The sequence below is a fragment of the Collinsella aerofaciens genome (assembly GCF_020181355.1).
In the GTDB taxonomy this organism is placed as follows: Bacteria; Actinomycetota; Coriobacteriia; order Coriobacteriales; family Coriobacteriaceae; genus Collinsella.
In genome coordinates this window covers 2,230,333-2,245,632 of the sequence record NZ_CP084004.1, presented here as the reverse complement: position 1 = coordinate 2,245,632, position 15,300 = coordinate 2,230,333, and the positions used below count along the sequence as shown (strand labels likewise).

At 59.6% G+C, this 15,300-nt stretch carries 12 protein-coding genes; 9 read left to right on the top strand and 3 right to left on the bottom strand.

Annotation, left to right across the window (positions count from 1 at the left end; translation table 11 throughout):
* Window positions 1-354 precede the first annotated feature (354 nt).
* The 8 genes from LCQ44_RS09805 (at window position 355) to LCQ44_RS09770 (ending at window position 10,911) form a co-directional block, all read left to right on the top strand.
* Window positions 355-987 (top strand): cyclodeaminase/cyclohydrolase family protein, encoded by a 633-nt coding sequence (locus tag LCQ44_RS09805; protein ID WP_225093754.1) that lies wholly within the window; start codon window positions 355-357, stop codon window positions 985-987.
* 2 nt (window positions 988-989) lie between these two features.
* Window positions 990-1,844 (top strand): bifunctional 5,10-methylenetetrahydrofolate dehydrogenase/5,10-methenyltetrahydrofolate cyclohydrolase, encoded by an 855-nt coding sequence (locus tag LCQ44_RS09800; RefSeq protein ID WP_225093753.1) that lies wholly within the window; start codon window positions 990-992, stop codon window positions 1,842-1,844.
* Between the two features lie 101 nt (window positions 1,845-1,945).
* Complete coding sequence (locus LCQ44_RS09795; protein ID WP_225093752.1) at window positions 1,946-3,469, top strand: C69 family dipeptidase; 1,524 nt, start codon at window positions 1,946-1,948, stop codon at window positions 3,467-3,469.
* A 148-nt stretch (window positions 3,470-3,617) separates the two neighbouring features.
* Window positions 3,618-4,034, top strand: a complete 417-nt coding sequence (locus tag LCQ44_RS09790) for a hypothetical protein (protein WP_035137332.1) — start codon at window positions 3,618-3,620, stop codon at window positions 4,032-4,034.
* A gap of 8 nt (window positions 4,035-4,042) precedes the next feature.
* Complete coding sequence (locus tag LCQ44_RS09785) at window positions 4,043-5,806, top strand: ABC1 kinase family protein (RefSeq protein WP_225093751.1); 1,764 nt, start codon at window positions 4,043-4,045, stop codon at window positions 5,804-5,806.
* A gap of 386 nt (window positions 5,807-6,192) precedes the next feature.
* Entirely contained in the window at window positions 6,193-7,020 is an 828-nt protein-coding gene (locus tag LCQ44_RS09780) for a DUF4430 domain-containing protein (RefSeq protein ID WP_225093750.1), read from the top strand.
* A 72-nt stretch (window positions 7,021-7,092) separates the two neighbouring features.
* On the top strand, window positions 7,093-10,053 hold the full coding sequence (locus tag LCQ44_RS09775) for a DUF4430 domain-containing protein (RefSeq protein WP_225093749.1): 2,961 nt from the start codon (window positions 7,093-7,095) through the stop codon (window positions 10,051-10,053).
* 9 nt (window positions 10,054-10,062) lie between these two features.
* Window positions 10,063-10,911, top strand: a complete 849-nt coding sequence (locus LCQ44_RS09770; protein WP_225093748.1) for a DUF4430 domain-containing protein — start codon at window positions 10,063-10,065, stop codon at window positions 10,909-10,911.
* A gap of 159 nt (window positions 10,912-11,070) precedes the next feature.
* On the opposite strand, the gene LCQ44_RS09765 is transcribed toward LCQ44_RS09770, so the two are convergent.
* The 3 genes from LCQ44_RS09765 to LCQ44_RS09755 form a co-directional block, all read right to left on the bottom strand.
* Window positions 11,071-11,478, bottom strand: coding sequence for a GtrA family protein (locus tag LCQ44_RS09765; protein ID WP_225093747.1), 408 nt, complete (start codon window positions 11,476-11,478; stop codon window positions 11,071-11,073).
* Window positions 11,479-11,698: 220 nt separating this feature from the next.
* Complete coding sequence (locus LCQ44_RS09760; RefSeq protein ID WP_225093746.1) at window positions 11,699-12,094, bottom strand: GtrA family protein; 396 nt, start codon at window positions 12,092-12,094, stop codon at window positions 11,699-11,701.
* Between the two features lie 78 nt (window positions 12,095-12,172).
* Entirely contained in the window at window positions 12,173-14,089 is a 1,917-nt protein-coding gene (locus LCQ44_RS09755; protein WP_225093745.1) for a fructose-1,6-bisphosphatase, read from the bottom strand.
* A gap of 319 nt (window positions 14,090-14,408) precedes the next feature.
* Between LCQ44_RS09755 and LCQ44_RS09750 the strand changes: the two genes are divergently transcribed.
* On the top strand, window positions 14,409-15,299 hold the full coding sequence (locus LCQ44_RS09750; protein ID WP_225093744.1) for a DegV family protein: 891 nt from the start codon (window positions 14,409-14,411) through the stop codon (window positions 15,297-15,299).
* Window position 15,300: the final 1 nt, after the last annotated feature.

Here is a 15,300-nt window from a genome sequence, read left to right as displayed (position 1 = left end):
TGCGCCGTTAAGTGGCAATATGTTCGGGCGCAAAAGAGGGGAGGGCCGATGTTGTCGGCCCTCCCCGGGGTTGGGTGCCCGTTGTTTTAATGGGGCGCGCGTACGTGGGCGTTGCCCCAACAGATTCCTTGTTTATAGATATGCCCCAGTTTGTGACGTCCGGAAGTCCCGAAAGGTGGGCCATGTGTCCCATGTTTGCGTTGGCATGGCCTATCGTGTGCCATAGAAATCCGCGATGGCCAGGTGTACTGACGCTAATGTGCTTATGGGCTAGACTTAGCATCATTACGTGTTTGATGCGGTTGGCCGGCGGTTGCCGCCCGACCGATCTATATGACTTGAAGGTGCATGCGTATGAGACAAGAGATGATGGACAAGACCTGTCGCGGGTTTGCCGAGGCGCTGGCCGCGCGCGAGCCGGTTCCTGGCGGTGGCAGCGCGAGCGCCTTTGTGGGCGCGCTGGGCGCCTCGCTGTGTGGAATGGTTGCCCGCTACGGTGCGACCAATCCCGCGCTTGCTGATCGTGCGGATGACCTGACGCGCGCGTTTGCCCAGGCTGATGAGCTGGCGCAGGAACTAGTGGGTCTGGTTGCCGAGGATGTGCGCGCGTACGGCCAGGTGTCTGCGGCATACGGTATTCCTTGTGATGACCCGGCTCGACCCGTGGCGATTCAGGACGCGTTGCGCGTGGCGGCCATGCCACCGTATCGGATCATGGATGCCTGCGCCCGCGCGCTGGCGCTGCTCGAGGACATGGCCGACAAGGGTTCGCGCCAGTTGCTGTCCGACGTGGCATGCGGCGCCGTGTTCTGCCGCGCCGCCATGCAAGGCGCGAGCCTGACGCTCTTTGCCAACACCACATCTATGAAAGACCGGGCGCGCGCCGAGGAACTCGAGGCGGCGTGCGATGAACTACTAGATACGTGGCTGCCGCGCGCCGATGCACTGGCGCGCCGTGCTGCTGACGCCGCAAGGAAGAGGGGATAGCCATGGCCGAACTGCTCAAGGGTGCTCCCGTTGCCCGCGCTTTGGCCGAGGAACTTGCCGCTCGTTGCGCCGCCCTGCGCGAACAGGGCATCGTGCCGACACTGGCCATCGTTCGTGTGGGCGAGCGCGAGGACGACCTGTCCTACGAGCGCGGCGCCCTCAAGCGCTGCGAGAAGATTGGCATTGAGGCTCGCCGCGTTTTGCTTCCCGCCGATGTTTCACAGGACGAGCTGTTGGCGGCTATTAAGGACATCGATGCCGACCCCGCTGTTCACGGCTGCCTGATGTTTCGTCCGTTGCCCGCTGGGCTTGACGAGGATGCAGTTGCCGCGGCACTCGAGCCCGCCAAGGATGTTGACTCCATGACGCCGGCCTCGCTGCTCACCACGCTTTCGGGGCGAGGCGAGGGCTTTGCTCCTTGCACGGCAGAAGCCGTGTTGGCGTTGCTGGACCATTACAGCGTTGAGCTGGATGGGGCCAAGGTCGCGGTCGTCGGTCGGTCGCTCGTGATTGGCCGTCCCGTTGCCGCCATGCTTACGGCTCGCAATGCCACGGTGACGATGTGCCATACGCATACGCGCGACTTGGCTGCCGAGTGCCGTGCGGCTGATATTGTGGTTGCGGCCGTTGGACGCGCACGCACGATTGGCGCGGATGCGGTTCGCGAGGGCCAGACGATCATCGATGTGGGCATTAACTGGGACGAGGCCGCTGGCAAGCTGGTCGGCGATGTCGATTTTGATGCTGCGGAACCGATCGTTGGCGCAATTACTCCCGTGCCGGGCGGCGTGGGGGCTGTAACGACGGCGATTCTCGCCAAGCACGTGATCGAGTCGGCGGAGCGCGCATCGAAATAGTCGTTTTTGACCACAGGGGTTGCCGGGGCGGCTGTTTCGCCCTTTTTGCGCCGAAGCGATACACTGGTACCGTTTGATTTCTTCGCTCAAGGAGGATGCGCATGCCGTGCACAACGATTTTGGTTGGTAAGAACGCGAGCTACGACGGGTCGACGCTGGTTGCCCGCAACGAGGACTCGTCCAACGGGGTGTTTGAGCCCAAGCGCATGCGTGTTGTGCACCCCGACGAGCAGCCGCGTGTCTACACGAGCGTCTTGAGCCACCTGACCGTTGAGCTGCCCGATAATCCCATGCGTTATACAAGCGTCCCCGACGTTGTCCCCGGTCATGGCATTTGGGCCGAGGCCGGCTTCAACGAGCTCAATGTTGGCATGTCCGCAACCGAGACGCTCACCACCAACGAGCGCGTCCGCGGCGCCGATCCGCTCGTGGACTACGTGCCCGCCAAGGGCAACGAGGGCGAGGACGGCTATGTTCCGGCGCAGCCCGGTGGTTTGGGCGAGGAGGATATGGTGACCCTGGTGCTGCCGTACGCCAAGTCCGCCCGCGACGGTGTGCGCATCCTGGGCGACCTGCTCGAGCGCTACGGCACCTACGAGAACAACGGCATCGCCTTTAGTGATGTTGACGAGATCTGGTGGCTCGAGACCATCGGCGGCCACCACTGGATCGCCAAGCGCGTGCCCGATGATGCCTACGTGACCATGCCCAACCAGCTGGGTATCGATAGCTTTGACCTGGACGACGCCGAGGGCGCCCAGGTCGACCACATGTGCTCCGCCGACCTGCGCTCCTGGATGGCCGAGTGGCATCTGGATCTGACGCTGGGCGTTAAGGGCGATGGTCCCGCTGCGGTCTTTAACCCGCGCGAGGCCTTTGGCTCGCACAGCGACAGCGACCACGTCTACAACACGCCGCGCGCCTGGTACATGCAGCGCTGCCTCAACCCCAGCGATGTGTGGGACGGTCCCGACGCCGACTACACGCCCGAGAGCGACGACATCCCCTGGAGCCGCGTGCCCGAGCGCAAGGTGACCATCGAGGACATCAAGTACGTGCTTTCGAGCCACTACCAGGGCACAGAGTACGACTGCTACGGCAGCAAGGGCACGCCCGCCACGCGCGGCGCCTATCGTCCCATCGGCATCAACCGCAACAGCCAGCTTGCCGTGCTGCAGCTGCGCCCCTATGCGCAGCCGGCGTATCGCGCCGTGCAGTGGATGGCGTTTGGCTCCAACTCGTTTAACGCGCTCGTGCCGCTGTACGCCAATGTCGAGACCATGCCCGAGTACTATGCCGACACGCAGGCTCGCGTGACGTCCGAGAATTTCTATTGGGCAAATCGCCTGATCGGTGCCTTGGCCGATGTTCGCTTCCATGAGTGCGGTCGCGCGGTCGAGGATTATCAGGAGAAAGTTGGCGGCATGGGCCACAAGCAGATCCACGACGTCGATGCCGCCGTGGCCGCGCTGCCCGAGGCCGAGGCGCCCGCCGAGCTCGCCCGCGCCAACGAGGCCTTTGCCGAGCTCGTGCGCGTGGAGACCGATGCCCTGTTGGGCAAGGTGCTCTACACCACGAGCTGTGCCATGAAGAACTCCTTCGCGATGAATGACAACGTAAGGTAAAGACGGCCTTGCGGCGAACGAGCGGGACAAACGCCGTCAAAGGCTTCGCCCCGCTCGATTTCTATCTTGGCGATAAAACGATTTTGTGTCGTTCACCCAATCTTGGGTACAAGAACGCCAATGCAGTTGTTCATGATTGGAGCCAACCATGGTTATGAAATTCGATCAGCTTGTTAACGGTGCCATCAACGTGGGCTTCGGCGCCGCTGCCGTTGCCGTTGAGGGCGGCAAGAAGGTCCTTGACGACCTCAATACCAAGGGTGAGCAGGTGCGCAAGGACGCCGGCACTCCCGATATCGCCCGCAGCGTGTCCGATATGTTCGAGCAGGCCGGCGGCACCATTTCCGACCTGACCGAGCGCCTGGGCATGCAGGGCGAGACTGCGGCGCAGCGCGTGCTCGACGAGCTCATCCTGGCCCGCGTCCGCGTTATGACCGCCCCCGAGCGCACGGCCTTCCTGGCCCATGTGCGCGACATCGTCGACTCGGTCGAGGACAACGTGACTTCGGTGCCCGTCGAGTCCGTTGAGCCCGACGATGCAGAGGACACCGAAGAGGCCGAGTAGCAGCGCAGATGGCAGATTCCACCACTGATTACAACAATCTAGATCCCTTGGGTGACGAGACGGCGGTTGTCGATGAGGTTGAGGCCGCCGTCTCGGGCGCTCGCAAGAAGCCACGCGCTGTCGATATGGTCCCCGAGGAGCCCGACGCGATGGCGCCGGACGAGGAGTATCAGCTCACACCGGCAGGTCGTCGTGAGCGCATTGGGCAGATCGTTCGCCTGATCAAAAAGTACCGCGTATGGGATAACCTCACGCCGGTGCGTCTGCGTCGTCTGCTCGAAGAGCTCGGTCCCATGTTCGTCAAGATGGGGCAGATCCTGGCCAACCGGTCCGAGATTTTGCCGCAGCGGTTTTGCGACGAGCTGCGCCGCCTGCGCTCCGACGTAGACCCGGTGCCGTATGAGGTAGTGCTCCGCTGTCTGGAAGAGGAGTACGGCCAGCGCTTGGGGCAGATGTTCGACGCGATCGACCCCAACCCGCTCGGAAGCGCGTCGCTCGCGCAGGTACACCGTGCCCGCCTGGTGACGGGCGAGGACGTGGCCGTTAAGGTGCAGCGCCCCGGCGCGCAACAGGTTATGGCGCAGGACATCGACATCATTCGCTCGGTGGTGCGCATCGTTTCCAAGTTCGTCAACACCGATCAGTTTGTTGACCTGCACGGTGTGGTCGAAGAGCTGTGGACCTCATTTCGCGAGGAGACCAACTTTTTGGCCGAGGCCAAAAACCTCAATGACTTTTACGAGTTCCATAAGAGCGTTCATGGCGTGACGTGCCCTAAATCCTATCTGGACCTGTGCACCGAGCACGTGGTGGTTATGGACTACGTCGACGGCATTTCGATCGCCGATCCTGAACGCTTGGTGGCCGAGGGTTATGACTTGGAAAAGATCGGTGCCGCAATCGTCGAGGACTACTCGACGCAGGTGCTCGATGACGGCTTTTTCCATGCCGACCCGCATGCGGGAAACATCATCCTCAAGGACGGCATTGTCTACTTTATTGACCTGGGCATGGTCGGGCGCATGTCGAGCCACGACCGCGGTATCGTCAAGGATATGATCTTTGCCGTGGCCGAGGGCGATGTGCCCAAGCTCAAGGATTCGCTCATGCGTTTTGCCGTGACGCGCGGTGATTCGGCCGAGCTCGATCATTCGGCCTTTTTGTCCGATTTGGACTTTATCGTAGCCGACTTTGCAGGACTCGATCTTAAGGACCTGGATATCGGCGAGTTTTTGACCTCGTTGCTAAACCTGGCGCGCAAAAACGACGTTGAGCTGCCGAGCGTGGTGACGATGTTCGCCCGCGGCATGGTGACGCTCGAGGGTCTGCTGACCGAGTACATGCCCAACGTCAACATGATCCAGATCATCCAAGCGCACATCAAAAACGAGAAGAGCGCCTATGTGCGCGTCCGCGAAATGGGGCGCGACTTTGCGGCGAGCAGCTATCGCGCGGCAAAAGGCTCGCTCGAGGCGGCCGAGTATCTGGGCTTGGCGTCGCGTATGCTCACGCGCGGCCAGCTTAAGGTGAACACGCAGATCATGAGCAGCGATAAGGCGCTGCGGCAGCTGGGTGGAATCATCGACCGCATGTCGATGGCAATTGTGATCGCCGGTCTGTTTATCGGTTCGTCGGTGGTGTACTACGCGCGCATCGAGCCGGTTGTGTTTGGTATCCCGGTGATTGGCTTTATGGGCTACGTGAGCGCGCTGGTGCTGGCGCTGATGCTGGGCCGCGAGATCTGGCGCAACAGCCACGGCGGCAAGCGGTAACGATTTCGCGGGATCAGAGGAAGACGGATCCTTTTGCTCGGCATTCCATCCTCACCCTTTTCTATCGCAAACCATAGCTTTTACCTTGGGCTTCGCCTGTGTGCGGGGCCCTTTTGCGTGATACCATACTGACAGTAATAATCGATGGCCTAGATGGTGGTGCGGAGACGCACGAATGCGTGGTTTTCCTGCGCGTTTGGGAGAATCGGGGTGCAAGTCCCCGGCTGTACCAGTAACCGTAATTCCTCTTGGCCCGGGATAGTCGCGTCGCAGATCGGACGGCGCGCCCGGGTCGGTAAGGTTAAGTCGGATCGCCTCCCATCTTGTACGCGGCCGCGGCGCATGCCGCCGGTACGCGTTGGGCTCTGGAGGGAAGGGGGACCCCGATGGGGGTACTCGAGCGCAATGTGCGCGATGACGTGGGGCAGCCGCTGGGCAATGCTCCAAGTTCAGACAATAGGAGACAAATGGATATGTTTGAGGACGAGTGCCAGCGCGCCTCGTGGCGTCGCCATGGAGCGATTGCCCGTGGCGTAGCCAAGCGCGGTCTGGTGGCGTTCCTGGCTTTTGCCATGGCTTTTGGCACCACGCCGGCGCAACTTTGGGCCGAGGGCGCCGAGGGCATTGCCGAGGCTGTGGCTCAGGCTGCGACGCCGGGCGAGGACGCAGCGCTTGCGGGCGGTACCGCTGAGCAGAGCGGCGCCGAGGTTTCGGATTCCGAGGGCGCGCCTGCAGCTAGTGCAGCCATAACAGAGGCAGCAACTGGCGGCGAAGGCTCGGCGACGGGGGAGAGCCCTGCCACGAGCGAGCAGTCTTCGACGGCATCCGCTGGCCAAGCGGGATCTGCCGCCGCGGCTGCCGTTCAGACAGAGAACCCGACAGAAACCGGCGATGTCGCCAAGAAGCAGGTCGAGGTCTCGTTCTCGATTATCGGCACCGATGCTGACGGCAAGGCTCAGACCTGGGTGGCACCTACGCAGCTCAAGCTCGACGAGGGCGCGACGGCTGCGGATGCCTTCATTAAGCTGCAGGAGAAGATGGGCCTCAAGGCGAAGTACGAACCGAACACGGCATACGGTTTCTACCTCGAAAGCATCACATCTCCGAGCGATGGCCGCACGCTTGCCTACGATCCGACGACTTATGCCTTCTGGCAGCTGTTCGTCGACGGCGCGTCTTCCTCGGTTGGCGCGAGCAGCGTCAAGCTCACCTAGGGGCAGAAGATTGAGTTTGCCTATACGGCTGGTAGCTCGTCCCCTGTCGTTAAGGACCAGGTTGCCGCAAATGTGACCGTCATTGGTCGCGATGCCCAGGGCAAGACTCAGACTTGGGTCGATAACGCGCAGTATGTGGTGACGTCCGGCTCGAGCGCACTTGACCTTACGAAGGTCGCGCTCGAGGCGAATGATATTGACGCCGTTGCTGCGGGCTCCTTCATTCTGAGCCTTAAGTACAACGGTGTTGAGCTGGGTACGCCCCAAGATTATTCGACCTATTGGCAGCTGTTTATCAACGGCAAGTCGAGTGACTATACGGCGGACAATGTCACCATCCATGCCGGCGATACCGTCACGTGGTTCTACGGTGGCTGGGGCGACCAGTTGCCGTCCGATTCTGTCCATGCTTCTGTTCAGGTTCTCGGTAAGGACAAGGACGGCAAGCAGCAGGTTTGGGCTTCGACGGGTCAGACGAGTCTCAAGGCGGGCTCTACTGCCAAGGATCTCCTTGAGCAGACCGGCCTTAAGCTCGATGCTAGCGAATCGTCTTGGGGCTGGTTCCTCAACGGTATTACTTCGCCGTTCGACAGTAAGTCCTATGGCTGGGATGCTGCGACCAAGAGCTATTGGCGCTTCTACGTAAATGGCAAGTTCGCCGACGTTGGCGCCGGTGCCTACAAGCTCCAGGAGGGTGACGCCGTCACCTTTATGTATGGTGCTGACGCCGATGCCCTCCCCGGTCAGGTGCTTGGATCCGCCGATGTTATCGGTCCCGATGTCAACGGCAACAATACTCGCTGGGGCTCGGCAAGCAGTGTTTCTTTGCCTGAAGGCTCTACTGCCCAGAACCTTATTGAGACGGTTCTGAAGGCCAAGGGCGTTACGTACAACGGCTCCCAGAGTGGCGAGTACTGGTTCCTCAATTCCATCAAATCGCCGTTCGAAGACAAGTCGTACGGTTATGATGCTGCGACCAATAAATATTGGCACCTGTATATCAATGGAGAGCCCTCCTTACTCTGCGCCAATCAGATTACGCTCAAGAGCGGCGATAAGGTCACGCTTGCCTATACCACCGACGATTCGCCCATGCCCGATCCCGACAAGGTTGTCGTGGACCCGAGTGCGACGACTCCTGATTGGGATGCCGAGTGGGCCGGCTACGGCAACAGTGGCAACGGTTCGACCGTAACGGATGCCAAGACGCCTGCGCAGGCCGCCGGTCTTAAGTGGGCCTTCGATTGGAAGGCCGAGTCTGGTCAGCAGTATGCCAACTGCAGCGAACCTGTCATCGCCAACGGCTTTGTGTACATCGCGACCGAGAACGAGCTCATCAAGATCGATTCGTCCACGGGCAAAAAGGTTGCCTCTGCGCCGCTTGCCTCCAAGGTGAGCTATACCTCTCGTCCGATCTATACCAATGGCCTTATCATCGTTCCGCTCAACGGCGGTGCGGTCCAGGCGATTACTGCAGACAAGCTGATCTGCAAGTGGCTGACGCCTGGTTTGACGGACTTGACGCAGAGCTCCTGCACCGTCGTTTCGGACGGCGAGTACGTCTATGTAGGCTCGGTCGATATTTCGTATGACGAGAATTACAACGCGACCTACGGCAACGGCTCCTTTGCGCGCATTAAGATTGCCACGGGCGAAGTTTCTTGGCAGAACATCGACCCTGCCGAGGGCTATTACTGGACTGGTGCGGCTTTGACGGATAAGTATGCCATCGTTCCTACGAGCGCGGGTACGCTTAAGTGCATTGATAAGACGACGGGCGATGTCGTTTCGACCATGAAGCTCGGCGCTGTCGCAAATGCCGATTGCATTGCCGATCCGTCCAATGGTTCGACCTTCTATCAGATGACGCACGACGGAAAGCTCCATGTGATTTCGCTTTCGGCGAAGGGCGTGCTGAGTGAACAGAAGACGGTTGATCTGGGCCTTACGAATAATCTGAGCGCCCCTGCGGTGTCTGGTGACAATCTGATTGTCGGCGGACAGACGGCTACTGGCTCTGCTCTGGTTCTCTATAACCTGAAGACGGGTAAGACCACGATGGTCGCTGCTGCCGACGGCAAGGCGCTGCCGGCTGGCCTCAACGGTATTGCTGCTACTCCGCTGGTGAGTGTTCAGGGCGGCAAGACCTATGTGTACTTCACCGTTAACAGCGCGGATAGCAAGGATTACGTCAACTACTCTGCTGGTGGTGGCGTGTATCGCTATACGCTCGGCGATGCAGAGGCGACGCAGATTTATGATGCGGCTGGTCATTACCAGTACTGTGACTCTCCGGTCATTGCCGATGCTTCTGGCAATCTCTACTACATTAATGATTCGGGCACGCTGTTTAAACTTGGAGCTGTCGAGTCTTGGACGGTTGCCTTTAACTCCAACGGCGGGTCTGCTTGCGACACTAAGTTTGTTGCTACGGCCGATGGCAAGCTGGTCAAGCCGGCCGATCCGACGCGCGATGGCTACACTTTCGGCGGTTGGTATACCGATGAGGCTTGTACGCAGGCGTATGACTTTAGCACGCCGGTGACGGCCGATCTGACGCTGTATGCCAAGTGGACCAAGAATGCCGTTAACCCTGGCGGTGATGGCGGCGCTGGTTCGAATGGCGGCGGCGGTTCTGGTACCGGTACTGGTTCCGGCACTGGCGCTGGCGCGGGTTCTGGCTCCGGCTCGAAGGGCGGCGCTATTGCCCCGGGCAAGAAGCCGGTGACCAAGACGACGGTGTCGACCAAGACCGAGACCAAGGACAACAAGTCCGACAAGAAGGACTCCGATAAGTCCGATAAGAAGGACGAGAAGAAGTCTGACAAGAAGGACAGCAAGTCCGACAAGAAGTCCGACAAGAAGTCCGATTCCAAGTCCGATACGGGTGCTGCTTCTACGACCACTGCTAAGAAGTCCTCTAGTGCTTCCGAGCAGGAGACTGGCACCAACCCGCTCGCCATTGTTGGCGTTGCCGCCGGCGTCATCGGTCTCGCCATCGTCGGCGTGTTCGTGTTCACCAAACGTCGGTAGGTGAGGGTTGTGTCCAATAAATCCAAGGACGCTGACCCCAAGCAACCAGATTCCTCGTTCATTCAGTTCGACGATGCAAAGCAACAGGGCGCCGCTTCGGCGGCGTCCGCCTCTCGTCGCAAGGCGCTCCTTGGCGTTCTTGCTGCCGCGTGCACCATTCTGATCGTCGTCTCGCTGGGCTTCGTCCATCCTTCCGAGAGCGGCGCCTGGTCCATTGACTGGATCGTTCAGACCGTGACGGGGGAGAGCGTCGTCGCCAAGGACACCAAGGGGTTTGGCTCGACTACGACTACGACTTCGGGCGAGGCCAGTTCCAAGGATTCCGAGTCTTCAAACAAGGAATCGGACAAAAACTCGGATAGCAAGAAGTCCGAGGACCGGGGCGGCAAGAAGTCTGGCGATAAATCCGCTGCCCAAAATACGGGAGCCGGTGATACTTCCAATGCGTCTGGCGGTGCTTCTTCGGGCGGTGGCCAGTCGTCTGATGGAGCCTCATCCTCTAATGGTGGAAACGCCTCCTCGGGCAGCCAAAGCGGCTCACAGGAGTCCAACTACGTTACGGTGACGGTTTCGGTCACATCGAGCGCTGTGGGCAATCCCGTGTCCTCTGGCGGCACCTTTACCTTTAACGAAGGCGCCACCGTTTACGATGCCCTGTGCGCGCTGGGCCTTTCTGTCAACGCACACGGCTCATCGTACGGCACGTATGTTTCTGCGATTGGTGGTTTGGCCGAGAAACAGTACGGCGGCACGAGCGGCTGGATGTACTCCGTCAACGGCACAACGCCCATGACGGCCTGCAGTAACTACGTTCTCTCCAATGGCGACAACGTCGTTTGGTATTACGTAACGGGCTAGAGGCCTCGACATAACACGCCATGCGGGCGGTTCGGACAAACATCCGAGCCGCCCGTTTTTCATGCGAATGGGACTGGGTCGCCGGGTCTCTCTGTAAACAAAAAACCGGTTGGAACGAAAATTCCAACCGGTTATACCTTCAAGCTAATGTCGAACAAACTACGACTGCGCGCCCTCGAGGAAAAAGCGACGGCTAAAGTAGTTGTACCAGGTGACCAGGAACGTGGCGATGGCCTTCATGGCCTGGTAGCCGATGCTCAAAAACGTGACGCCCACAAACATGTACAGGTCGTTGAGGCCCAAACCGATCACCGACAGGATGGTGAAGATCGTGAACTCGCGCTTGCGGCTCATGCCCTCGCGATGGTCGAACACGTACTTCATGCTGAGCCAGTAGTTGACCACGACAGACGTGGTAAACGAGATCGTGGTGCTCATCAAAAAGTCGAGGTGGAACAGCTCGACGAGCGCAATGAGCATACCCCAGTCGATGCCAAAGGAGATAAGACCCACGACAGCGAACTTGAGGAATTGCTTGGTATGAGGTTGTGCCAGTGCCTTGCGCACGTAATCACATCCAATGCGTTGACGAATCGAGCAACGAGATACTTTAGAGCTTTTGCGTGGGAAACGTAAGGTCTTTGGCAAGAACTATACGAACTCGCCAAATATTCAAGAGGCAATCCGCAAACGTTGCAAATCTTGCCGTAAACGAGCAAGGCCCACGAACAACGCAGCGCTCGACGCGCGTCGTCCGTGGGCCCCGTAGTGCAACGAGGAGGCCGGGCTACTTGGTCTGCTCGCCCTCCAGGAAGATCTTGCGCGTTACAAAGTTGTAGACCATGACCAGCGCGGTAGCGCAAATCTTGGCGATATTGGCCTCGAGGCCCAGGCCGGCGTTGAGGGCCAGCACGATGCCATCGTTGAGCGCCAGGCCAATAACGGACAGCACGACAAAGATGATGAACTCGCGGCGGCGGCTCATGCCCTCCTTGTGCGCAAACACGTACTTCATGCTCGCGACGTAGTTAAAGATGAGCGAGACGATAAAGCCGCTGGTGTTGGCGATTAGGATGTTGAGACCCAGACCGTAGTGGAGCAGATTCATGATGCCAAAGTCGATGACAGTGGCAATGACGCCGACGACGCCGAATTTCATGATCTGTGCAAGGAGCTTTTGCATGGTACCTGCCTTAGGGTGGCGCCGGGGCGCCGTGGGGACGACAAACCCAGAAAGTTTAGCCAATCCCCGTGGGCGGGGCTAGGCACGCTCCTCGATAGCACCGTTTCTATATGCATCGAGCAGCTGGCGCAGGTCCTGGATCTGGCTGCGAATCTTGGCACCGGTATCGGTGTCGCTCACCATGCGGCGCCGGTCGGCCTCGTCAAAGCGGTTGGTCTCGCTTTCGATGTCGATGTTGCGGGTGAGCGCCTCGGCAACGGTGGTAAAGGCCTGGTGCGACTTGAGGCGGCATCCGCGCGAGCTCGAGATGAGCGTGTAGCCGGCGATGCCCGTTTTGGGATGGTAGGCGCGACAGAAACCGCCGTCGATGACCAGCAACTTGCCGTTGGCGCGGATGGGCTGCTCGCCCTTGGTGGTTTTGACCGGGGTATGGCCGTTGATGATGTGGCCCGTCGGCGAGCAGGCCATGGGGGCGACGCCAAACTCGCGCATGATGTCGTCGCAAACGGACGAGGACGTGGTGAGCGTATAGTACGGGTCCATCGGCTCGACCCACGTGCTCTTGTCGGCGATGTAGGCGCGCTCGAACGTGCGCACCACGCGTCCGCTGGCGGGTGAGTTAAAGCCAATCCACAGGTACCACATCCAGTCGAGGGCATCGCGGTCGCCGACGCGCCAGGCGCGGCGGGCGATGTGGTCGCAAAAATCGAAGTAATCGCGGCCAGCATGCCAGGTGCCCAGGCAGTTCATGCTGCTAAAGGTGCCGTCTTCGTTGAGCGGCACGCAGCCGTGGAACAGCAGGTTGCCGTTGGTGACCTTGTACATCGAGCCGTGGGTGTAGAGGAAATCGATATGGCGATGCAGGTGATCGGCGGTGACAAACTCGGACACGAGCTTGTCGATGATGTGTTGCTCCTGGGGCGTGAGCGTGTATGGGTCCGCCGGATCGACGGTGGGGAAGTCGTTGGTCGTGAGCGGCCATACGCTGCCGTCGGCGAGGGCGACCGTGCCGGCGTCGTGATCGATCTTGTCGAGCAGCAGGCGGTCTGCCATGTCGAACTCGGGGTGGCGCTGGATAATCTGGCCCTCGAGCTTAAAAAGCAGGACGTTGATGGCTTTGATCAGCGGGCTGATGGACTCGCCGGCGGTATAGGTGGCGTCGGCGAAGGCGACAAGCTCGCGCAGCGAGATGCCATAGTCGTTCTCGAGAATCTCGTAGTTGTCGTAGCGCAGGTTGTTGCGCAGTACCGTGGCGATGCAGGCGGGCTCGCCGGCAGCGGCACCCATCCACAGCAGGTCGTGGTTGCCCCACTGAATATCGAGCGAATGATAGGTGAGCAGGCAGTCCATAATCTTGGCCGCGCCGCCACCGCGATCGAAGATGTCGCCCACCAAGTGCAGGTGGTCGACGGCGAGGCGCTTGATGAGCGAGGCGAGCGACTCGATAAAGTCGTCGGCGCTGGCGGTCTCTAAGATGGATTCGATAATGCGCTCGTGATAACGCACGCGGTAGTTGTTCTCGTCTGGATGCGTGTGCAGCAACTCGTCGATGATGTAGGCGTAATCGCGCGGGATGGCCTTACGTACCTTAGAGCGGGTATAGCGGCTCGAAAGCGAGCGGGCAACCACGATGAGCTGGTCGAGCATGGTCTTGTACCAGGTGGGCGAGTCCTCGCGCCGGCTGCGGACAAGATCGATCTTCTCGCGCGGATAGTAGATGAGCGTGCACAGCTCGCCCTTTTCGCCAAAGGAGAGCGTGTCGCCAAAGATTTCGTCGACATGCTCGCGCACGACGCCCGAGCAGTTATTGAGGATGTGCATAAAGGCTTCGTACTCGCCATGCACATCGCTCATAAAATGCTCGGTGCCCTTGGGCAGGTTGAGGATGGCCGAGAGATTGATAATCTCGGTGAATGCGGATTGCTCGGTGGGGAACTGTCTCGACAGCAGGCGCAGATACTTGAAGTCGTGCGGATTGTGATCGAATGCGGCCATGAAGCACCTTCCGATGTGGTTGGTAAAACTGATAAAGCATCGTCAAACGTTTATCAGTATGCGCCGCTTTTGTTTCGATTGGAGATGAGAGGTCGAATTGTTTGCCGAACGGTTTGGTAAATCGATTTAGTTGAGGTAGATATGGCGGTTGAGTGGAGACGCAGGGTCGTTTTTGCAGACGCATGCCTCCGGGATCGATAGAGATGATGACGGTAAAGATGTTCACTACCTTTGCTTCAATTTGGTAAATAGTGGACATTTGTACCGTATTCACGCTTGCAGTGCGATAATTTGCGCAGCAATGAGTAAGGAGCCTCATATGAGTGATTTTGTCCTGACCTGTGAATCCGCCGCCGATCGAACCCGTGAGTTCTTTGCGTCGCGCAATATCCCTGTCGTGTGTTTTCATTACGAGATCGACGATGTTGTCTATACGGACGATCTGTATCAGTCGATTGCGCCGGACGATTTTTTTGCCCAGATTGCCGCGGGCGCCATGCCCAAGACGTCTCAGGTGAGTGTTGGTGAGTACGAGGAGTTTTGGGAGCCGTTTGTTGCCGAGGGTAAAGACGTGCTGCACCTGGCGTTGTCGTCGGGTATTTCGGGCACGTATGGATCGGCCTGCGTTGCGGCGCAGATGCTCGCGGATCGCTATCCCCAGGGCGGCAAGGTGCGCGTCATCGATTCGCTGGCGGCGTCTTCGGGCTTTGGCCTGCTGGCGGAATGTGCCGCCGACGTTCGCGATAGCGGCGCTTCGCTCGACGAGACGGCCGCTTGGATTGAGGAGCATAAACTCAACCTTCACCACTGGTTTTTCTCGACCGATCTGTCGAGCTACCTGCGCGGCGGTCGCATTTCGGCCGCGAGCGCGATCATCGGCACGGCACTCAAGATTTGCCCGCTCATGACGGTCGATTGTGAAGGTGAGCTGGCGCCGCGTGAGAAGATTCGCACCAAGAAGCGCGCGATCTCCGAGATGGCCAAGACCGTGATGGCGCATGTGCAGGACGGCGCGAACTATTCGGGCAAGTGCATCATGTCGCACTCGGCGTGCCGCGAGGACGCCGAGGCCGTTGCGGCGCTGATAGAGGAACAAGTTCCGCAGCTCAAAGGCAAGATTGAGATCAATAGCATCGGTGCTCTGATTGGCTCGCATACCGGTCCTGGCACGGTGGCCGTCTTCTTTATGGGCGACAAGCGCGTGGATTAGC